Below are 19,503 nucleotides of genomic sequence, written 5' to 3' on the forward strand. Positions count from 1 at the left end.
CCGGTTGAGAGGAGCCCGCCATGACGACCGGTCAGCCCGTCCCCGTGATCATCGACTGCGACACGGGTGTCGACGACGCCCTGGCCCTGCTCTTCGCCGCACGCCACCCGGGGCTCGACCTGCGCGCGGTCACCTGTGTCGCCGGGAACACGGACGTGGACGGCGTCGTCCGCAACACCCTCACCGTCCTCGATCAGGCCGGCGCCCCCGACATCCCGGTCGCCCGGGGCGCCGAGCGGCCGTTGATCGAGCCCGCGCGGTCGGCACGGCATGTGCACGGCTCGGACGGCATGGGCGACCTCGGCCTGCCCGCGCCAACCCGCACCCCCGCCGACGTGGACGCGGTGACCCTGCTCCACCGCGAGATCCTCGCGTCCCCGCGCCCGGTCACCCTCATCCCGACCGCACCTCTGACCAACATCGCCCTGCTGCTGCGTACGCACCCCGAAGTCACCCGCAACATCGAGCGGATCGTGTTCATGGGCGGCGCGGTGGCCACCGGGAACGCCACGCCGGTCGCCGAGTTCAACGTCTGGCACGACCCGGAGGCGGCCGCGGTGCTGCTCACCGCCGGGGTGCCGATCACGATGTACGGCCTGGACGTCTTCACGCAGGTCGTCGTCCCCAGCGCCGATGTGCACCGGCTGCGCGCCAGCAGCGAGCCCGGCACCCGGCTGGCCGGTGAACTCCTCGCCCACCGGCCGGCCCACCCGGGCCAGGCCCCCGAGGCCGAGGAGGCCGGCGGCCTCGGCGACGCGGGCGCGGTGTGCACGGTCGTCGACCCGGCGGGCATCACCACCCGCCTCCTCCCGGTCGAGGTCTCCCTCGCCCCCGGCCCCACCCGCGGCCAGACGATCGTCGACCGCCGCCCCCGCCCCGGCGAGTCCGAGATCCACGAGGGCACCCGCGAACAGCAGCTGGTGGACGTGGCGTTGGAGGTCGACGTGGACCGCTTCGTGAAGCTGTACCTGGAGACGGTCGAGCGTTAGTCCGCCTCGGCCACCGGAACCCCCCAGCGCAGCTCCACCTTCGCGAGCCGCCAGTACAGCACCGCCGCCGCCCACACAACGTGCCGTCGAGCGTGTCGAACAGGCTCATGCCGGCCGCGAAGAGAAGGGGCAGGCCGTGTCGAAGCCCAGGCCGAACAGGAAGCCGAGCGGGAACATCTGGCCGGGGCGGCGCCGAGATCGTCGCACCCATGAAACCGAGCACCTGGTGGGTCCGGGAGTGCTCGTTCATCACCCGGTCGGCGAGCTGCGTGCCACCCGCGATCAGCGCGGCCGGCACGACCACCACGCTGGAGTGCCCGAGCACGAACCGGAACCCCACCGACGCCGGCCGCTTGCCGTCGGCCATCAGCCTGCGCGTGGTGTTGTCGATCGCGGCGATGTGGTCCGCGTCGAAGGCGTGCCGCATGCCGAATACAGGGCGGCTGTCACCGCCATCGGCCCGGCGGTCTTGACGGTGTCCTCGCGCCGCCGGCGGAAGGAGGCGGCCACTCATGACGAACGCCCCGGAGCGGGGGATCTCCGGGGCGTTCGTCCTCAGGGATGTGGTTCAGGAACGGGCGGAACGGCGGCGCTTCGTCGCCACCACGATCGCCGCACCGGCGGCCAGCAGCGCAGCCGCGCCGCCGACGATGACACCGGAGTTGCTGCCACCGCCGGTCTCCGCGAGGTCACCGCCGCCGTTCGGCGTGGTGGCCGGGGCGGTGGTCGACTCGGAGGCGGACGGGGTGGGGGACTCGGTCGACGTCGACTCAGAGGCACTCGGCGTCGGGGTGGCGCTCTCCTCGGCCGGGGTCGAGGGCGTCGCGGAGGCCGGTGTGGAGGCGGGCGGCGTCGACGGGGGCTGCGACTCGGTGGTCGTGCAGTCCTTCGTGCCGCCGTTCCAGGCCGCGATCAGCTTGTCCTTGATGACCGGGTGGTCCGGGCCCTTGGGCAGATCACCGTGCTCGAAGCCGTCGTTGGCGTCGAGCTTGCCGTCGAACTTCACCGCGCCGCGGTACAGGTCGACCTGCGCGAAGCAGCCCGCGTCCGGCACCGCGATGTCCAGGGAGTCGGTCTGACCGGGCTTCACGGTCACGGTGTCGAAGTCGACGAAGACCTGCTCGCCGGAGGTCGCGAAAGTCGCGCCGTGGGCCAGGTACGAGGCGAGGGAGGCGGTGCAGGTGGAGGCGTCACCGGCGGTGCGGACCTTGATGTGGACCTTGCCGTCGTCGGTGGGCTTCAGGTTCTGGTCGTCGACCTTGACGGAGTCGTAGAAGTTGCTGCCGTCGAGGGAGAACTGGCAGCGGTCGGTCTCCGTCTTGGTGCCGGCGCCCGCGCCCGGCTTGTAGCTGCCGCCGGACTTCCAGCCGTCGCCGCCGGGCGCACCGCCGTGGGCCCAGGCGCCGGAGGCGGAGGCGAGGGTGGCGGCGCACAGGGCGAGCGACGCGGCGCCCGTTCCCAGCAGACGGCGCGCGGTGACACGGGTGGCTATGGACATGCGGGATCCCCACTTCGGCATGCGCGTCACCCGGTGACGGCGGCGCAGGGCAGGACGCCGCGCCCGGCCGTACCGGGGGTGATGGTCTGAGAAACACCGGGCTCATTGGTCACATGCGCCTCAGTGCGCTCACATGGTGAAGCCCGTGATCGAACGCTGTCAACCTGCAGTGACGTAGGGATAGTTCAATCGGCCATCACAATTTCGCCACAGAGGGAACAGGCGGCTCCACAACCGCGAAGCCGCCTCGCGTCACCCCACCGTCGGGCTCGGGCTCGCGCCCGTACCGGACGACGACTCGCCCGGCAGGACCGGCGGCCGGGTGGTGCTGTCCACCGGCGGGGTCAGCACGACCTCGGGCTGGCCCGCGGCCGGCGGCGGCGGGGTCAGGTCCTTGGCGGGCAGCTTCGGCGGGGTCGTCTCCTGGAAGAGGACCTGGTCGAAGTTGACCAGTCCGGTCTGCTCCATGACCGTGATGTGGTCGAGGACCGTCGCGTTGGCCTGGTCGGCCAGGGTGCGCACCACGGTGTTCTTGGTCGTCGAGCGGATCTTCGCGATCGTGTTGAAGATCGAACCGTGCGTCACGCGCAGGATGTTGGCGAAGTCCGTGTCGAACTGCTTGCCCTGGTCGGCGGCGAGCGTGTTCACGAAGCCGACCTGCTGGGGGCTGGCCACGTTCGGGATCGTGATGTTGAGCATCGTCGAGATCTTGCGGCAGCTGGAGTCCAGCGCCGCGTGACCGTCGATCAGGTGCTTGCTGGCGATCTTGACCGCCTGGCTCTGCCCCTTCTTCAGGCCCATCTGCCCGACGGGGTACTCCCACAGGCCGGCCGCACGCACCTTGACCACGAAGTCCCGGTCCGCCTCCGTCAGTGGCCCCCACTGGGTTTGCGCGATGACTCTGTCGCCCGAGCTGGACACGGTGTTGATCCCGAGCATCGAGGGATAGGCGAGTGCGGCGAGAGTCAGACTGAGGGCACCGCCCACAAAGAGAGTTCCCGTCGCATTCCGCGAAAAGCGCACCGTGCCTCCTGCCCGGTCGGGGGTCCCGCCAGAGGTCGACGGGGTCGGACGGAGGGGAGTACGGATCGAGCCCGGGCACCGAACCTTTTGATTTGGTAAAAACCCGCGGATGTGAGGCAGGCAACGCCTGCTGACGGCCCATGGGCCCGGACCGGTTGACGGAATGTTGACCTTCGTTCGGGAGTGTTGACCATTTCACGGGAGAGACGAGACGAACCCCCGACCTAGGTTCGACCCATGCCCCCACAGCCCCGACGACCCCTGTCCCCGCAGCCCGGGAGAGCTCCGGCAGCCCTGCCCGTCCTCCCCTACCGCAAGCCCACCAAGGGCCGTGACTACTGGGTCATCGACGACGTCCTGCCCGACGTGGACGCCGTACGGAAGCGGTGTCTCGAAAAGGACGACTGGGTCAAGGGCTACCCGTACACCTCGGAGACCTGGCCGGGCCTGCGCACCATGCCGGGTCTGGAGCCCGCCGAACTCGCCCGCGTGGAACGGCTGGTGAAGCAGTCGACCGGCGCGAAGGAACTCTGGGTGCAGCAGGCACCCGGCGGCGGCACCCTCAACCACAACTGCGTCCAGGTCGTCGGCGAGGGCGAGAGCGAGCCGCGTCCGCACACCGACTCGCGCGCGCTGTGCCGTTACGCCGCCGTCCTGTACCTCAACCCCGACGTGCCCAAGGACTGCGGCACCGCCTTCTACCGCCAGTCGCTGCCCGGCGGCCGGCTCGGCGGCAACATCGTCCAGGCCCCGCACAACAACCTTGTCGAGGCCCTCGGCACGCGGTTCGTCCCGGCGGACCACTTCGAGGAGGACGTACGCGTCCCGCACAGGTACAACCGTCTGCTCCTCTACAACGCCAACCTGGTGCACAGCGCGACGAACTACTCCGGCAGGACGCTGGAGGAGAAGCGGATGACGGCCGTCTTCTTCTGGATGGCCTGATTCCGGACGGTGTGCGGGGTCCGGGCGTACGGCGCTCAGTACCGCACCGCCCGCGCCACCTCCGCCTTCACCTCGCCGGACAGCTTGCGGTTGCTGCGGGCCGTGCCCGTGCCGGACTTGCCGGCCGCGACGTCGGAGACGGTGACGACCGCCGCGTCCAGCGTGTTGCCGCTCGTGTCGGTGAAGTCGACCTGCACGGCGAAGGACTTGGCCGAGCCGGCGCTGTTGTGCACGGTGACCTCGACCGCGGCCCGGCCGCCGCTGTCGGTGGCCGGGGTGCCGAGCTCGACCGCCCCCTTGGCGTCGATGCCGCCCTTGATCTCGTCGAGTTGGCGTCCGGCGGCCGCCGTGGCCTCGGAGACCGCCGACCGGGCCGCCGACGCGACCTTGCTGACCGTCGCCGACGGGTTGTCGTCGCCGGAGCAGCCGGTCAGCCCGGCGCCCAGCCCTGCGGACAGCACGAACGCCAGCGCCGTACCCACGCACCGGCTCACCGGGTGACCGGTCATGACGTCTCCAGGAACGCGGTCAGAAGCGACCGAGGCCGCCGCTGCCGAAGGAGCCGCTGGAGCCGGGCATCCAGCGCCGGCGGTGCTGGTCCTTCCGTGTCTTGGATCCCGAGGAGTGGAGCTCGTAGGGCATCAGCCGCTCCTTGCCCTCGGCGTGCGGTACCTCGTCCGGTTCCCGCATCTCGCGGGACTCCCGGACCGCTCCGCCGTCGGGAAGGTGGGGCTGTTCGTCGGGGAGGGGCCGCGGCAGTTCGCGGTCCCGGACCCTCATACCGAACTGCACGGCCCAGATCAGTGCACCAGCGATGATCAGGCCACCGACAAAGGCGGCGATCACGTTGAGTACCTCACTCGACGTGGCCGCGATCACAAACGTCGCAGTACTCATGTACCGATTATCGCCGAAAGCGCGGAATTGGGGAGTCCTCAGAATTTGCCCAGGTCAGAGCCATCGTCCGTGCACCTCGCCGACTACGACCCCGCCTGGCCCCACCGGGCCGCCGCCGCGATCACCGCGCTCCGGTCGGCGGCCCCGGACCTCTTCGTCGACCTGGAACACATCGGTTCCACGGCCGTCCCGGGCCTCACCGCCAAGCCGGTCATCGACCTCATGGCCGCCGTCCGTGCCCTGTCCGAGACGCACCCCCACGAGCCGGCGCTCGCCGCCCTGGGCTTCCTTCCGCACGACAACGGCATGACCGACCGGCTCCTGTACGTCCGCACCGCCGCCGGCGCCCGTAGCCACATCCTGCACGTGGTGACGTACGACAGCTGGCCCACCCGCAACCAGCGCATCCTCCGCGACTACCTGCGCGCCCACCCCGAGGAGGCCGCGCGATACGCCGAGCTGAAGCGCGCCGTCGTGGCGGCCGGTACGCACGCGCGCGACTACGCCGGCGCGAAGACGGCGCTCGTCCAGGAGCTCACCGACCGCGCCCGTGCCGAACTGGGGATGCCTTCTGTCCCCGTATGGGAGAAGTGAGCTAGATCTCCTACGGGTTACGGATCCCGCAAGCCCTGGTGGCCGGGCGGTGAGCACCGCACCATGGGCTCATGACACCGGCCCAGAAAGCCATGGACCAGCTGGCGGCCTGGCCCGACCTCACCCCGTGCGCGGCGGGCTGCGGTACGGGCCGGGCGCTGCGGTCCGCGGGCGACGAGATCGTGCACTTCCACTCCGAGCGGGACGTGGACCTGCACCTCACCGCCCGGGCGATCCAGCGGCTGCACCACGACTTCGCGGAGTCGACCGCCATCCGCCTGGTGCCGGGCTCACGCTGGGTCACCGTGCACCTCGACTGCGACGCCGACGTCGACCTGCTGCTCAGCCTGGTCAGCGTGGCCCTCAAGGCCCACCAGTCCCCGGCCGGTTCCGACGGTTCCCTGGCGGCGGTGTGCAACCACCACCGGGTGACGGTGTTGCCGCGGCACGAGGACGGCGAGGGCTGACACCCGCCTGCCGTCACGGAAACTCCCCACTCGTAAAACCCCCTCCTCAACTGTCACAGGCATGACATACGCTGCTGACGGCAGCCGCGCCCCGCGCGTCACCGCGATCCAGCGGTCACGTCCCGGGTGCTGCGCGGCGCTCTCAACTCCCCGGTCACGCACCGGGTTTCCTTGTGGGGGTATCAGTACTGTGCGCAGGCGCAGCATCTCGACCGCGACGGCGCTCGCGGTCCTCTTCGGCTCGGCGGCGCTCGCCGTCGGCACGGCGGGACCGGCCGCGGCCGACTCCGCCAAGATCCTGTCCGTGAAGTCGGTCGGCGACATGGTCGTCGACGGCGTCCACCAGCGGGTGTACATCTCCGACCCGACGAGCGGCAAGATCCTGGTCACCGACTACTCGGGCACCCTCCGGGCGACCCTCGCCAACGAGCCCGGGGTGACCGGCCTGGCGCTGTCGGCGGACTCCGGCACGCTGTACGCGGCCGTCAGGAACGACCAGCGGATCGTCGCGATCGACACCCAGACGGTCACGCCGACCACGAGCTACCCGCTGGGCACGACCGCTCCGAGCGACCTGGAGATCGTGGACGGCCGGATCTGGTTCTCCACCGCCACCGACTTCGGCTCCCTGGACATCTCCGGCGCCGAGCCCGTCATCCACCTCGCCCAGCGCGGGGACGTCGACTTCTCCGGCTCCTACGGGACGTTCCTGGCCTCCGACCCGGCCGTCCCTGGCGTCCTGGTGGCCGGCAACGGCGGCGACCTCGCCGTGTACGACGTCACGGCCGACGGGGCCACGCTGCGGACCAAGGGCAGCATGGACACCTCCGTGCAGCAGCTGGACCTGACGCCCGACGGCAAGCACGTCCTCACCTCGTGGGGCGCCCCGGCCACCGGCTACGGGATCGGCGAGTACTCGACCACCGACCTGAGCAAGGAGACGGGCTACCCGATCGACGCGTACCCGAACGCCGTGCGCGTTGCGCCGGACGGGACCGTCGCGGGCGGGAGCGACTCCTGGTACGAGCCCGACGTCCACGTCTACCGGCCCGGCGACCAGAAGCCGGTGCGCGAGTACGACTTCCCCAACACCGGTACGAGCAGCGGCTCCGACACCCTCGTGGCCGGCGCGCTGGCCTGGGCTCCGGACGAGAGCCGCGTGTTCGCCGTCTCCGAGAACAACCTCGGCGTGTTCACGCTGCGCACGCTGACGGACCCCACCAAGGAGCTGCCCACCCTCAAGGTGTCGGCGCCCACGACGGCGGACCGGGCCAAGAAGCTCACCGTCACCGGCAAGCTGACCTCGAGGACGCTCCTCCCGGAGGGTACGAGCCTGACGGTCACCCGCACCGACCTCGACTCGCCGAACGGCAAGGTGCTGGCGGCCGTCAAGACGAAGGCGGACGGCAGCTTCTCCTTCACGGACACCCCGCCGGCCGGCGGCAAGGTCACCTACAAGGTGTCCTTCGCGGGCGACGCGACGCACGCGGCCGCCTCCGGCTCCGACTCGGTCGAGGTCTCCCGCAACGCGACCACGCTGAGCCTGAACAACAACGGCAAGGTGTACTCGTACAGCGCCGACGTGAAGTTCACGGCCCACCTCGGTACGACGTACAAGAACCGCAAGGTCGAGATCTGGGCCAACCCCTTCGGCTCCGACAAGCCCAACAAGCTGATCAAGAGCGGCACGGTCAACTCGAGCGGCAACATCTCCGCGTGGGTGGACATGACCCGCGACACCGACGTCACGGCGGTCTTCAAGGGCGACGCCCGCTACAAGCCGAAGACGGTCAAGTCCACGGCCTACGCCAAGGTGAAGGTCTCCACGGCCATCACCAAGCACTACAAGACGGCCAAGATCGGCTCGCACACGTACTACTGGTTCCACAAGAACACGGACCCGATCGTCACCACGACCATGACCTACTATCCGGGCCGCAAGCAGCGCCTGGAGCTGGAGGTCTACTACGCCGGCCAGTGGTACGAGGTCGACGGCAGCCCCGCGTACTTCGCACTCGGCACGAGCGGCAAGTCGGCCGTGAACCTGGGCGCAGCGGGCGAGTCCGGCATCAAGGCCAGGGTGCGGGCGGCGTACATCAACGGCTCGTCGGGCGACACCGTCAACACGTCGACGTACACGGGCTGGAAGTACATCTACTTCTCCAACTAGCCGGACACGACCGGCAGTTCGGCCGGCCCCCGCAAGCAGGGGGCCGGCCGGGCCGTGAAAGACGGGTGAAGGGCCGACGCCCGGGCACTTCGGCCTGGCGGCCGTGGCCCGCCGTCGGCGAAGATGCCCCGGTGAACGACCACATACAGTCCCCCGCGCCCGCTCCCGCCCTGCGCCCCGTCCGCCGCGCCGCCGGGCTCGCCGCCGTCCTTCTCGCCCTGTCCGGGGCCGCCTGGTGCGCTCGGGCCGTCTGGGAGATCCGGCTGGCAGTGAAGGGGGAGCCCGCCTCCGGGCCGCCGGACCAGGGCGGCGGCACGCACCGTCCGCTGACCTCGCTGGAGGACTCGTACCACCTGGTCAGCACGGCGGGTGGGTTCACGGCGCTGTTCTGCGCGATCGTGTTCCTGCTGTGGCTGGACAAGGTGCGGGACAACGCCCGCGCACTGTCCGGGCACAGGCCGCGCTACTCCGGTTTCTGGCTCTACTTCGGCTGGCTGATCCCCGTCGCCAACCTGTGGATCCCGCGCGGCATGGTCGCGGACGCCCATCAGGACAGCGCCCCGGGTGAGCGGCTGCCGCGCTCCGTCAACGTGTGGTGGGGCCTGTGGCTGGTCGGGACGCTCAGCGGCGTCGGCCTCATGTACGAGGACGACTCGGACAAGATCATCGAACGCGCCTACACGGATCTGTGGATGCTGCTCGCCTCGGACGCGGCCGTCGTCGGCGCCGCCGTGGCCGGCATCCTCGTCGTCCGCGCGATCACCGCCGTACAGCAGCGTCACCTGGACGGGGACGTGCGGTACGGCGGGTCACCGGTGCACGCGAACTCCCTTGAGGGAGAGGCGGGTTGACCCAGTAGGCCGGGTCAGCTCACGCACAGCAGGTTGAGCACGCAGATCCCCGACGGGGAGGTCGACGCCGAGCCGGAGTCCGACTGGGACGAGCCCGAACTGCCGGACGAGCTCGAGGACGATCCGGACGACGTCGATGTGCTCGACGAGCCGGAGCCCGAGTTGCCGTCGGACGTCGAGGACGGGGACTGAGTCGCGGTCGTGGCGGTGTCGGAGGCCGTCGACGTGGTGTCCTCGACGGTCTTGGTCGCCTGCTCCGCGGCCGTCGGCGTCGACGCCGGGGCGGGGACCGTGTACCGCTGGGTCTTCGCCGAGTCGGTGTGGGGCGCGGTGGCGGTGGTGGAACCCCGGTGCGAGGTGCCGGACGTACCCGTCGTGGCCTCCTCGTCGGCCCGGGGCCCCCGGTGCTTGCCCGTGCCGGGGGTGGTCGACGGGAGGTCCGCCGACGTGTCCACCGACTGCTCCCCGGCACCCATGCTGGAGAGGTCCGTGGCCGCCGACGCCTGGTTGCCGTGGCCCGAGCCGCGGTCCATCGAGGCGACGGTCAGTCCGCCGCCGACGAGGGCGACGGCGGTCGCGACCACGGCCCGGCGCTGGTTCTTCTTCCAGCGGGCCCGCTGCCGGCGCCGGGCCGCCCGGCCCAGTCCCGGCGACGCGGACGCCGGAGTCTCGACGTCACCGTCGGGATCCGGAAAGTCGTCGAAGCCGTCGTAGGCGTCGGGTGTCCCGGTCGACTCCGGCCAGAGCGCCGTGGCGGCGGGGGCCGCGGAGGTGCGGCCGTGTGCGGTCACCGGTGCGATGTCCGGGGCGTAGGCACCGCAACCGGGGCACACCAGGGCGCCGTTGAGGTGCCGGCGGCACGAGGAGCAGTAGTCCATCCGCTGTCTTCCTGACGGTTCGCACTGGTGGTGTGCAGGGGAGATCCGAACGGGCGCCAACGGTAACGGTGGTTTCGCAAGACTGTGTGGGCTCTGTGTGGTCCTCCTGCGCGGATTCTCTGCACGCCGCGTGCCTGCCGTGCGAACCCCCAGCTCAGCGCCGGAACTTCCAGGTGATGTGGGTGTCCGTGGCGTTGATCACGGTGACCGGAATGTCAATGGTGGTGCCGTCGTTCTTCCGCCCCGTGCAGACGAGGCCGGCGCCGGCGACCGCCTTCAGCCCGCGCGGGCAGGACTCATGGACCTTCACACCGACCCAGGGCAGCGGGTGGTACTTGCTCTGCGTCCGTCCGGCGACGATGTTCGGCGCCAGCGCCCTGTGCCCGTCCACCGTCACGGTGTCGTACCGGTTGAGTTCGGTCGTCGACTCGGTGCCGGAGGCCAGCCGCGTGCCGAGCCCCCCGATCAGGAGCACGACGGCCGCACCGCCGACGGCACCGACGAGGAACTTGCTGTCCGGCAGGCCGACCTGATCCGCCGGACACCCCCTGGAGGACCGCGTGGACGCTGACCGGCCCCGGCACCTTCGCGCGGGGGAGGCGGGCGAAGGTGGCGGGGCCGGTGTCGAAGGTGGGGGGTTCTGGGAGCGGGCTGGGCTCAGCGACGGGTGAACGGCGCGAAGGTGTGGCTGAAGTACCAGGTGTCCTGGGCGATCCCGGAGCAGGAGTTGGCACCGGCGGTACCCACGCACCCGCCGTTGTCGCGCTGAAGCGCCCAGAAGGAAAGGGTGTTGATGCCCTTGGCCTCGGCCCACTTCTCGACCTTCACCGCATCGTCCGTGGTGAACGTCTCCTCGGGACCGTAGTCGTCGATGCCCGGCATCTCGGTGACACCGACCATGTGCCAGAGCTCAGCACGGCTCTTCTTCGGGTACAGCGCGGCGAGTTGACCGACCAGCCCGTCGGCGGCGGTCACGGTGTCGGCGGCCATGTCGTGGGTGGCCCCGTCCCAGTAGTCGAAGGTCATGACGTTCACGACGTCCACGCGCGCGTGGTTGTCGACGGCGTTCTGGAGCAGCGCCACACCGTTCGCCGCGAGGCCGGTGTTCGTCGTGGGCAGGGTGTACGAGAACTGCACGCGCCGCCCGGTCCGTTCGGCCCACCGCTGCACCTTGGCGATGGCCTTGTTGCGCCGGTCGATCCCGGCGGTGTTGTTGATGGAGTCGGCCTCGATGTCGAGATCGATCCGCGAGACCCCGTACGTCGTCACCAGGCTCTCGTACACCTTGGCGATGGCGTCGACGTCCGTGCAGCTGTCGGCGAGCTCGGTGCCGGTGGTGTCGGCGCCGTAACCGCCGAAGGACGGGATGACGTTGCCGCCGCGGGCCTGGATGGCTGCGATGTCGGCACCGAAGGTGGCCTTGGAGACGGGCTGGGTGGTGTCGCCGTTCCAGTAGGCGGTGCACGACCCGGCCGCGTCCGTCTGCAGGAACGCCATGGTCAGGTACTTGTTCCCGGACTCGGCGGCAAGCGCGGCCGGACTCTCCCCGGTCCACGCCTCGAAGTACGGCGCGGAGACATGGGCGGGCATGGGAGCCACGGGCCGGTAGCCCGAGGCCTCCGCCCCACCGCCCCCGAGGGCGACCAGCCCTGCCGACAGCCCGGTCACGGCGATACAGGACAGCAACGCACGAAGAGAACGAGGTCTTCTCACTGACGCTCCCATGGGAATGGAGGGGAGGGGGGTGGGGGCGAGCAGCGACCATCTTTGGACTAGACCAATTGTCTGTCAAGGTTCTTTACAGTTATCTGACCGAAGGGGGGTGTTGCGCGGCGAGGGAGGGTGGGCGGTATCCGGGGGATCACCATCCATGCCATGAGGCCTGGCGGTGATCCCGGAGGGCAGGGCGAAGGCGCCCTGACCGGCCCCGCGGCCTGTTCCCTTTCGGCCGGCACCGAAGTCGCCGACCGCTCGGTCGGCCACCGATCGGCTGTTTCGCCGGGCTCCCTGCTGTTCCCGGTCGGCGCTGGTGCGCTGGTGGCGCAGCTGAGCTGCAAGCAGGGAGCGCGATCAAGAGGGGTGGCTCAGAAGAGGTGTCGAAACACCGCTAGGCGGCCTCGGGCCGCCCCGTACGCGTGCCCGGCGCAGGCTCCTGCGCGTCCTCGGGCCGGAAGGTCTCGTCTTCTTCTTCGAAGTCCGGGGCCTGGAAGGGGTTTGTCGCCGGAGGCGGCGATGCCGCCGTGGAACGGCGGGGTTGCCCTTCCAGGGCGGAGAACAGCGACGTCGGGTCGATGAGGGGACTGCCTTTCGTTACAGGTCCCTGATGGGGCCTGGCGTGCCGTGACCGGGCACAGCGGTTCTACAGCTTGGTCATCTTGGCGTACGGGCTCAAGATCCGCATTTGCGTCGAGCCGAAATCAACGAGCGCCGCGATTCCGTCCTCGATGCCGATTACCCGGCCGAGGCCGTACACGTCGTGCGTGACCTGGTCGCCCATGGCGAAGTGCTTGGGAGCCGGTGTGACCGGGGCCTTGAAGGGGCTGGTAGGCAGGTGACGCTTCGGTGCCGCAGGCTTAGTCATGGCTCAGTATGAACCTACGCGTATCCCGCTCGCTGTGGCCGTCCACACAGATCCGGACGGTGCCGACCGCGTCACGTCGCTGACCTGGTGATTCGGTACCCGGTGAAGCCTCTTCATCCGGCACGGTTGTTACACGCGCCTCAGCCGACGACAGTCCACCACGAGCATCCCGCGCCGGCCGGCCTCCCTGGACCTCAAGAAGGAGCACGTGAGCGTGACGACCATCGCGGTGACCGGGCACATCGACCTGACCGAGGACAGCATCCCCCTGATCCGAGGCGCCCTGGACGAGCTGCTGGGGCAGTACGTCGGCAACGGCGAGCTCGTGGGCGTCTCCTGTATCGCCGAGGGCGCCGACACTGTCTTCGCGGAAGCCGTCCTCGCCGTCGGCGGGCGGCTGATCGTCGTCATTCCCTCTCGGGACTACCGGCAGAACATCGTCGAGCCCGATCACGCCGCCCTCTTCGATCGGCTTGTCGAGTCCGCCGAGGAAGTCCTCGTCCTCTCTCACGAGGCCGCCGGCCGACAGGCGTACGAGGCCGCCAACTCCGTACTCGTCGAACGCGCCGACCGGCTCGTCGCCGTATGGAACGGCGAACCGCCCACCGGCAAGGGCGGGGGCACCGCGGACACCGTTCTCGAAGCGCGGACGGCGGGCCTGGCCGTGGACGTGGTGTGGCCGGAGGGTGCCGCTCGCCGAGTTGACTAGCCGGGTCGGGGTGGAGCTGCAGCCCCGCCTTGTCGGCCACGCACGCCGTATCCGCCCCGAACTCGACGCCCGCGGACGCAACAGGCGTGTGTCGAGACTCCGTTGGGGGTTCTCTGGCTGGTTTCCCCCCTTGACCCTCGCCGGATGGGGAGATTCCGTACGGAATTGTGAGAAGGACAACCGGATGTCTTGACGTGGTCTCCACGGCATCGTTGGCTTCTCAATCACCCGGTGGCCCTGCTGCTCGATCGCCCGGAAGGCACCTGCTAGTGAATGTTCAGACCCCCCGTAGAACCGGCGCCCGCCGCTTTGGCATAGTTTGTACGGTTTCCGCGTCGGCCCTCGTGCTCGCCGGCTGCGGCGTGATCGACAGTGTCGGTGGGAGCAGTAGTTCCGAGAGTCCGAAGAAGGGCGACGACATCACGGTGGGGCTGCTGCTGCCCGACAAGGACACGGCTCGCTTCGAGAAGTTCGACTACCCGCTGATCAAGGAGACGGTCGCCTCCCTCACCCACGACAAGGGCAAGATCCGCTACGCCAACGCCGAGGCGAGCGCGGACAAGCAGAGCGAGCAACTCGACGAGATGATCAGTGCCAAGGTCGACGTAGTCCTCGTGGACGCGGTGGACGCCAAGGCCATCGGGCCGGACGTCAAGAAGGCCAAGGACGCGGGTATTCCCGTCATCGCCTACGACCGGCTCGCCGAGGGGCCGATCGACGCGTACATCTCCCACGACAACGAGCTCGTCGGCGAGGTGCAGGGCCGTGCCATCACCGACGCGCTCGGCAGCAAGGCCGCGACCAGCAAGATCGTCATGATCAACGGTTCGGTCGCCGATCCGAACACGGCACGGTTCAAGGAGGGCGCCCTCAGCGAGCTGAAGGGCCGGGTCGACATCGCCAAGTCGTACTACACCAAGGAGTGGCTGCCCTCGGTCGCCAAGGCCCATATGAAGGACGCCATTGGTTCCGTCGGGCTGAGCAACATCGCCGCCGTCTACTCGGCGAACGACGGCATGGCGGGCGCCGTGATCGACGCGCTGAAGGACGCCGGCGCGACCAAGCTCCCGCCGATCACCGGGCAGGACGCCAACCTGGACGCGGTGCAGCGGATCGTCGCGGGCGAGCAGCTGATGACGGTGTACAAGTCGTTCCTGCTGGAGGCCACCAACGCCGCGAAGATGGCGGTGCTGAAGGTGCAGGGCCACTCGATCGAGTTCGACGCGCTGACCGAGGACTCGGTCGACAGTCCGACGCAGAAGGACATCCCGTCGATGCTGGTGCCGGTGGTCGCCCTCACCAAGGCGAACATCAAGGACACCGTCATCAAGGACGGCGTCTACACCGTCAAGCAGATCTGCACCGAGAAGTACGCGTCGGACTGCGCTGCCATCGGGCTGAAGTAGGTCCAAGGGCGTGGGGTGGCGGGCGGGCTCTCGACCCGCCCGTCCGCCTCGGCCGTTCGGCCGATCCGCCGGGTGCTCATCGGCTTCTACGCTGCTCTGCGTAACCTTGAGGAACTTCGTGGCCGACAGCCTTGCGGGGCGGGCCGGTTCACCCGAGCGAACCCGAAGGAACAGTGAACGTGTCGTTGAAGAACAGCCGCGTCAGGCTTGCTTCCGTGGCCCTCGTCGTGGCGCTCTCCGGTCTGGCCACGGCGGGGCCCGCCATGGCGGCCACCCGGCAGCCGGCCGCTGCGGCGTCCACCGCTTCGCAGGTGCGGGCGCCCGCCATACCGTCCGGTTTCGTGGATCTGCCCGCAGGTGCCCTCCCGTCGGACAGTGCTCGGCACGAGATCACGGTCACTTACCGCAACGACACCTCGGCCGACCGGACGGTCGCCCCGCAGCTGCTCGTGACGTCGCCGGACGAGGGCCCGTTCCTCGCCCCGTCGGACATCAAGCTGGAGCGTCGCAAGGCGGACGGCTGCTGGGAGGCCGTACAGGTCGGCACCCAGACCGGCACCCTGTTCACCGACCTCCCGACCGCACAGCGCACACTGCACGCGGGCGAGACCCTCACCGAGGTCTACCGCCTCACCGTCGTCGACCCGCAGGCCGAGGGCACGGTCCGGCCGAGGGTCGCGCTCTACGGCTGAGGCCCCCGGCGGGCGGCCTCCGGCGCGTGACGGTGTGACGGAACGGCGAAGGTCCCGCACCGTACGGCCGCTCGGCGGTGACTTGTCAGCGCGTGATCTCGAATGTCGCCGCGCGGGACTCGAACGACACGTCGCCGTCCTCCGCCGTCGCCAGGGTCGAGATGTACCAGGTGCCCTTGGCCAGGTCGGCGGCCTGGGTCTTCGTGACCTTGAGGGTGTAGGTGCAGCGGGCCTTCGCGTCCGAGAGGCTTTCGCACGTCGCGCTCTCCGCGTGCCGGAGCTCCGCCGCGGTCGGGTCGAGCTTCGAACTCGCGGGCCAGGCAAGGACCTTGAGGCTGCGGATGCCCGAGTCGTCGCTCGCGTCCGTGGTGAACGTGAGGGAGCCGGCCCTGCCGTCGGACGGGGCGACGTAGCGGGCCGAGGTGTTGTCCAGGGTCGGCCGGCTGTTCGCAGAGGCCACGGCGATGCCGCCGGCGGTGATGCCGCCGAGGGTGACGATGCCGATGAGGGACGAGACGAGAGTGCGCTTGGACATGGGGATCCCCCTGAATTCGTTGGTTGGAAAGGCGACTTCGACTGAGCGCCTGAGATGCGGTGGCCGACCGCGTTCTCGATGTGATCGAGCCTATGGGCGGGGGCACGGGGCCGTCCTCGGGCCGAGGGACGATTGCCGCGTCCAACCGCAGGCAGAGCATCCGGGAGGTCTCTAACCCAGGTAAGAGACAGGGTTCCGTCTCCAGCGGGAGTCGGGCCGCTCGCCTGCGGACCTAGCCTTTCGCTCATGAAGCGAATCGCCACCGACGACCGGCTTCCTCCGGTCCTGCTGCTCTGCGTCCAGGCCCTGGTGTGGCCGGGGGCCGCGCTGGTGCGCGGGGACGTTCCGGCCGCGGGCGCCGTGCTGGTGGCGGTCCTCGTCGGTGGAGTGGTGACCGCCGCGCTCGCTCTGCGCCGTACCCGCCCGGTCGTCACGCTCGTCGTGGTCGCCGCCGCCTGTGCGCTGGGCGCCGGACCGCTGCCCACCGGGGCGATGACGGTCCTCGGCACCGCGGGTGTCGCGCTGGCGCTGTTCACCGTGGCGACCGAACGCGACGCCTTCACCGCCCTGTTGAGCACGGTGGCCCTCGCTCTGTGGCAGCTGCTGCAGAACATCACCCTGCACGGCCTCAGCGACAGGAACGGCCTCGACCTCGTCCTCACGGCTCTGCTGTACGTCGTCGCGTGCGGCGCCGGTCTTCTCGTACGGCGGACCCGGCGCGCCCGGCGGGCCGCCGAGGAGATGCTCAGGCGGGCCGAGGCCGAGCGGCACCGGCTTCCGGCGGTCGAACGCCGCCGTATGGAAAGGGAGTTGCACGACGTCAGCGCCCATCATCTGACGGCTGTGGTCGTGACGGCGGGTGCGGCGCTCGGACTTCGCGAGCGGCGTCCCGAACTCGCCGACGAAGCCCTCGAGTTCGCCGTCGAGACCGGTCGTGAGGTCACCCGGGCACTCGGCGCCGTACGGGCTCCTGCGCCCTCGCGGGAGGAACTGCCCTCGCCGCAGGAGCGGTTGCTGGACCTGGTCGCGGGCTTCCGCCGCCTCGACCAGCAGGTGGACTGCGAGATCGACGCCCTGCCGGACGGCGCCGTCGCGGACGCGGCCTTCGGCATCGTGCGCGAGGGGCTTACCAACGTGGCACGGTACGCGCCCGGTGCGCACACGACGGTGCTGGTCCGCCACGGCGACACCCGCACGGACGTCGTCGTCACCAGCGCGGCACCGCCCACCGGTTCGGGGGCGCACGGCGCGGGCCTCGGCGGCGGACGCGGCCAGGGCTTCCTGCGCTCCCGGGCACGGGAGGCGGGCGGCACCCTGCACACCGGTCCCACGGCGGACGGCGGTTGGGAGGTACGGGCGGCCCTGCCCGGCCGTACCGCCGCCCCGGTGGAGCGGACCGTCCCGCGCGGCTACCGTCCGGCGCAGGTGACGGCGGCCGTGGGACTGGTCGTGCAGCCGCTGCTGCCGGCGCTGGTGATCCATGCGGAGACGACGTCGGGCGGTTCGCATGTCTCGGCGGGCGTGCTCTTCGCGCTGCTGGCGGCGGCCCAGGCGGTCGCGCTGCTGTGGCTGCGCCGGGCGCCCCGCACGGCATACGGGGCACTGCTAGGGCTGGCTCTGCTGTGGCCGGCGGCGATGGCGGTGGGCGACTACTCGGGGCCGGTGGTCCTGCCGCCCGCGCTGAGCATGCTCGCCACGTGTGCCGCGCTGGCCGTGGAGGCGGCTCGCACAGCGGACGGAGCGTGTCGTAAGGCTGCGGCTGTGTGGTGGAAGGCGGCGGCCGTGGTCGTGCACGCGACCGCCGTGACCCTCGCCGTCCTCGACCGGGGCACGACGGCTTCCACCTGGGAGGTCGCCGCGTGGGCGGTGGCCGGGACGGAGGCGGCGGCCGACGTGGCCCGGTGGGGCGGGGCCCGGTGGGGCCGGCGGGAACGGGCCGACCGGGGCGAGCGGGACGAGCGGCTCGCCGCCTGGACCGAGGAGGCCGTGCGGGACGCGTGGGCCGAGCGGCGGCGGATCGCCGCCGGGCTCGAGACCACGGTGCTGGCGCGCACCGCCGACATGGTCGCGGAGGCGGAGGCGGGCCGGCTCGACGTGACCGCCGAGCGCGCCCGGGAGGCGCTGGCCGCGATGCGCGCCCTGCTCGACGCGGTGCGGGACGGTGAGGGCGAGGCAGCGGGCGAACTGCGGCCGCAGCCCACCCTCCAGGCCCTCGACCTGCTCGCCCGGCAACTCCGCGCCACCGGCCGTGAGTTGGAGATACGGCTGACCGACCGCGTACCGGAACGCCTGCCCACCGCCGTGGACCTCGCCGCCTACCACGCCGCCGAGACGCTGCTCGCGGCCTGCGGTGAGGAGCCCGCGTTGCTCGAACTCGACGTGGTCGACGGTACGTTGACGCTCACGGCCACGGGGGTGCCGGACGCCGCCCGGGCCGCCGTACGGGAACGGCTGGCGGCGCGGGTCGCCGCACTCGACGGCACCCTGACCACCGGCCCGCAGGGCACGGTCGGACTCCGGCTGCCGCTCGGGCAGGAACAGCAGGATCAGGAAGGGGCAGGGGCGCGATGAGCCTCCGCGTGCTGGTCGTCGACGACCAGGGCATCGTCCGGGCGGGATTCGCCGCCGTGATCGACGCCGAAGAGGACATGACGGTGGTCGGTGAGGCCGCCGACGGCGCCCAAGCGGTGCGTCTCGCCGAGGAGTTGGCACCGGACGTGGTCGTGATGGACGTACGCATGCCGGAACTGGACGGCATCGCCGCCACCCGCATCATCACGGGCCGCGAGGACGCGCCCCGCGTGCTCGTCCTGACCACCTTCGACCTCGACGCGTACGTCTTCGACGCGCTGCGTGCGGGCGCCTCCGGGTTCCTCCTCAAGGACGTGCACCCCTCCGAACTGCTGCACGGCATCCGGGTGGTGGCCGCCGGCGAGAGCGTGCTCGCCCCGTCCGCGACCCGCCGCCTCATCGGCCACTACGCCTCCGGACGGGTCCCCGAGACCCGGGACGGCAGCGGCCCCGCCGAACTGGAGAGCCTCACCGCCAGCCAGCGGGGCGTCCTCACCCTGGTCGCCACCGGGCTCACCAACGCGGAGATCGCCGAGCAACTCGGCATCACCGTCGGCACGGTGAAGTCCCACGTCAACGCCCTGCTGCGGAAACTCGGCCTGCGCGACCGCGTCCAGGCGACGATCCTCGCCTACGACCTGGGCCTCGCCCGCCCCAACCCACCCGGCGCCCACCTCTGACGACGCCCACCACGACC

20 protein-coding genes and 1 pseudogene are annotated in these 19,503 nt (G+C 70.6%); 11 read left to right on the plus strand and 10 right to left on the minus strand.

Annotated elements, in window-relative coordinates:
* Window positions 1–20 precede the first annotated feature (20 nt).
* Window positions 21–989, plus strand: a complete 969-nt coding sequence (locus tag ABZ880_RS28990) for a nucleoside hydrolase (protein ID WP_361268321.1) — start codon at window positions 21–23, stop codon at window positions 987–989.
* Here ABZ880_RS28990 and ABZ880_RS28995 read toward each other — a convergent pair.
* From ABZ880_RS28995 to ABZ880_RS29005, 3 genes and pseudogenes are all read right to left on the minus strand, one after another.
* Window positions 986–1,499, minus strand: a pseudogene (locus ABZ880_RS28995) (hypothetical protein). The gene ABZ880_RS28990 and the pseudogene ABZ880_RS28995 overlap by 4 nt on opposite strands.
* Window positions 1,500–1,557: 58 nt before the next feature.
* Window positions 1,558–2,487, minus strand: coding sequence for an LAETG motif-containing sortase-dependent surface protein (locus ABZ880_RS29000; protein WP_361268324.1), 930 nt, complete (start codon window positions 2,485–2,487; stop codon window positions 1,558–1,560).
* Between the two features lie 252 nt (window positions 2,488–2,739).
* The gene (locus tag ABZ880_RS29005; protein WP_361268327.1) at window positions 2,740–3,474 is read right to left on the minus strand and encodes a DUF4142 domain-containing protein; all 735 of its coding nucleotides are present in this window, start codon (window positions 3,472–3,474) and stop codon (window positions 2,740–2,742) included.
* A gap of 273 nt (window positions 3,475–3,747) precedes the next feature.
* Between ABZ880_RS29005 and ABZ880_RS29010 the strand changes: the two genes are divergently transcribed.
* Window positions 3,748–4,455, plus strand: coding sequence for a DUF6445 family protein (locus tag ABZ880_RS29010; protein WP_361268330.1), 708 nt, complete (start codon window positions 3,748–3,750; stop codon window positions 4,453–4,455).
* Between the two features lie 35 nt (window positions 4,456–4,490).
* Here the strand turns inward: ABZ880_RS29010 and ABZ880_RS29015 are convergent, their stop codons facing one another.
* Both ABZ880_RS29015 and ABZ880_RS29020 read right to left on the minus strand, forming a co-directional pair.
* Complete coding sequence (locus ABZ880_RS29015; RefSeq protein ID WP_361268333.1) at window positions 4,491–4,964, minus strand: hypothetical protein; 474 nt, start codon at window positions 4,962–4,964, stop codon at window positions 4,491–4,493.
* Between the two features lie 19 nt (window positions 4,965–4,983).
* Window positions 4,984–5,352 carry a DUF6479 family protein gene (locus ABZ880_RS29020; protein ID WP_361268336.1) on the minus strand — a complete coding sequence of 123 codons (369 nt, stop codon included), beginning with the start codon at window positions 5,350–5,352 and terminating at the stop codon, window positions 4,984–4,986.
* A gap of 69 nt (window positions 5,353–5,421) precedes the next feature.
* On the opposite strand from ABZ880_RS29020, the gene ABZ880_RS29025 reads away from it, so the two are divergent.
* The 4 genes from ABZ880_RS29025 to ABZ880_RS29040 all read left to right on the plus strand — a co-directional run bounded on the left by ABZ880_RS29025 (window position 5,422) and on the right by ABZ880_RS29040 (window position 9,434).
* Entirely contained in the window at window positions 5,422–5,946 is a 525-nt protein-coding gene (locus tag ABZ880_RS29025) for a GrpB family protein (protein WP_361268338.1), read from the plus strand.
* Window positions 5,947–6,017: 71 nt separating this feature from the next.
* Window positions 6,018–6,413, plus strand: coding sequence for a luciferase family protein (locus ABZ880_RS29030; protein ID WP_361268341.1), 396 nt, complete (start codon window positions 6,018–6,020; stop codon window positions 6,411–6,413).
* Between the two features lie 190 nt (window positions 6,414–6,603).
* Entirely contained in the window at window positions 6,604–8,583 is a 1,980-nt protein-coding gene (locus ABZ880_RS29035) for an Ig-like domain repeat protein (RefSeq protein ID WP_361268344.1), read from the plus strand.
* Between the two features lie 131 nt (window positions 8,584–8,714).
* Entirely contained in the window at window positions 8,715–9,434 is a 720-nt protein-coding gene (locus ABZ880_RS29040; protein ID WP_361268347.1) for a DUF4328 domain-containing protein, read from the plus strand.
* Window positions 9,435–9,448: 14 nt separating this feature from the next.
* On the opposite strand, the gene ABZ880_RS29045 is transcribed toward ABZ880_RS29040, so the two are convergent.
* From ABZ880_RS29045 to ABZ880_RS29060, 4 genes are all read right to left on the minus strand, one after another.
* Window positions 9,449–10,312 (minus strand): hypothetical protein, encoded by an 864-nt coding sequence (locus tag ABZ880_RS29045; protein ID WP_361268350.1) that lies wholly within the window; start codon window positions 10,310–10,312, stop codon window positions 9,449–9,451.
* Between the two features lie 154 nt (window positions 10,313–10,466).
* Window positions 10,467–10,787 carry a hypothetical protein gene (locus ABZ880_RS29050; RefSeq protein WP_361268353.1) on the minus strand — a complete coding sequence of 107 codons (321 nt, stop codon included), beginning with the start codon at window positions 10,785–10,787 and terminating at the stop codon, window positions 10,467–10,469.
* 182 nt (window positions 10,788–10,969) lie between these two features.
* Window positions 10,970–11,980 carry a chitinase gene (locus tag ABZ880_RS29055; protein ID WP_361268356.1) on the minus strand — a complete coding sequence of 337 codons (1,011 nt, stop codon included), beginning with the start codon at window positions 11,978–11,980 and terminating at the stop codon, window positions 10,970–10,972.
* 691 nt (window positions 11,981–12,671) lie between these two features.
* Window positions 12,672–12,893, minus strand: a complete 222-nt coding sequence (locus tag ABZ880_RS29060) for a hypothetical protein (RefSeq protein WP_103838553.1) — start codon at window positions 12,891–12,893, stop codon at window positions 12,672–12,674.
* 214 nt (window positions 12,894–13,107) lie between these two features.
* Between ABZ880_RS29060 and ABZ880_RS29065 the strand changes: the two genes are divergently transcribed.
* The 3 genes from ABZ880_RS29065 to ABZ880_RS29075 all read left to right on the plus strand — a co-directional run bounded on the left by ABZ880_RS29065 (window position 13,108) and on the right by ABZ880_RS29075 (window position 15,700).
* Window positions 13,108–13,602, plus strand: coding sequence for a hypothetical protein (locus ABZ880_RS29065; protein ID WP_361268426.1), 495 nt, complete (start codon window positions 13,108–13,110; stop codon window positions 13,600–13,602).
* A 362-nt stretch (window positions 13,603–13,964) separates the two neighbouring features.
* On the plus strand, window positions 13,965–15,008 hold the full coding sequence (locus ABZ880_RS29070) for a substrate-binding domain-containing protein (protein WP_361268359.1): 1,044 nt from the start codon (window positions 13,965–13,967) through the stop codon (window positions 15,006–15,008).
* A 179-nt stretch (window positions 15,009–15,187) separates the two neighbouring features.
* On the plus strand, window positions 15,188–15,700 hold the full coding sequence (locus ABZ880_RS29075; RefSeq protein WP_361268362.1) for a signal peptide protein: 513 nt from the start codon (window positions 15,188–15,190) through the stop codon (window positions 15,698–15,700).
* An 85-nt stretch (window positions 15,701–15,785) separates the two neighbouring features.
* On the opposite strand, the gene ABZ880_RS29080 is transcribed toward ABZ880_RS29075, so the two are convergent.
* Window positions 15,786–16,235, minus strand: a complete 450-nt coding sequence (locus ABZ880_RS29080; protein WP_361268363.1) for a DUF5707 domain-containing protein — start codon at window positions 16,233–16,235, stop codon at window positions 15,786–15,788.
* A 246-nt stretch (window positions 16,236–16,481) separates the two neighbouring features.
* Here ABZ880_RS29080 and ABZ880_RS29085 point away from each other — a divergent pair, with 246 nt between their 5' ends.
* Window positions 16,482–18,806: a histidine kinase gene (locus ABZ880_RS29085; protein ID WP_361268365.1), complete on the plus strand. Its 2,325-nt coding sequence runs from the start codon at window positions 16,482–16,484 to the stop codon at window positions 18,804–18,806.
* On the plus strand, window positions 18,803–19,486 hold the full coding sequence (locus ABZ880_RS29090) for a response regulator transcription factor (RefSeq protein ID WP_361268368.1): 684 nt from the start codon (window positions 18,803–18,805) through the stop codon (window positions 19,484–19,486). The genes ABZ880_RS29085 and ABZ880_RS29090 overlap by 4 nt, the downstream gene beginning before the upstream one ends.
* The last annotated feature ends 17 nt before the right edge of the window (window positions 19,487–19,503 follow it).

This window comes from Streptomyces sp. NPDC047043, assembly GCF_040644055.1.
In the GTDB taxonomy this organism is placed as follows: Bacteria; Actinomycetota; Actinomycetes; order Streptomycetales; family Streptomycetaceae; genus Streptomyces.

What these genes read in the sequence shown, in the direction of transcription:
- ABZ880_RS28990 (WP_361268321.1), top strand. Translation starts at nt 21, where the DNA reads ATGACGACCGGTCAGCCCGTCCCCGTGATCATCGACTGCGACACGGGT.
- ABZ880_RS29000 (WP_361268324.1), bottom strand. Translation starts at nt 2,487, where the DNA reads ATGTCCATAGCCACCCGTGTCACCGCGCGCCGTCTGCTGGGAACGGGC.
- ABZ880_RS29010 (WP_361268330.1), top strand. Translation starts at nt 3,748, where the DNA reads ATGCCCCCACAGCCCCGACGACCCCTGTCCCCGCAGCCCGGGAGAGCT.
- ABZ880_RS29015 (WP_361268333.1), bottom strand. Translation starts at nt 4,964, where the DNA reads ATGACCGGTCACCCGGTGAGCCGGTGCGTGGGTACGGCGCTGGCGTTC.
- ABZ880_RS29020 (WP_361268336.1), bottom strand. Translation starts at nt 5,352, where the DNA reads ATGAGTACTGCGACGTTTGTGATCGCGGCCACGTCGAGTGAGGTACTC.
- ABZ880_RS29030 (WP_361268341.1), top strand. Translation starts at nt 6,018, where the DNA reads ATGACACCGGCCCAGAAAGCCATGGACCAGCTGGCGGCCTGGCCCGAC.
- ABZ880_RS29045 (WP_361268350.1), bottom strand. Translation starts at nt 10,312, where the DNA reads ATGGACTACTGCTCCTCGTGCCGCCGGCACCTCAACGGCGCCCTGGTG.
- ABZ880_RS29060 (WP_103838553.1), bottom strand. Translation starts at nt 12,893, where the DNA reads ATGACTAAGCCTGCGGCACCGAAGCGTCACCTGCCTACCAGCCCCTTC.
- ABZ880_RS29080 (WP_361268363.1), bottom strand. Translation starts at nt 16,235, where the DNA reads ATGTCCAAGCGCACTCTCGTCTCGTCCCTCATCGGCATCGTCACCCTC.
- ABZ880_RS29085 (WP_361268365.1), top strand. Translation starts at nt 16,482, where the DNA reads ATGAAGCGAATCGCCACCGACGACCGGCTTCCTCCGGTCCTGCTGCTC.
- ABZ880_RS29090 (WP_361268368.1), top strand. Translation starts at nt 18,803, where the DNA reads ATGAGCCTCCGCGTGCTGGTCGTCGACGACCAGGGCATCGTCCGGGCG.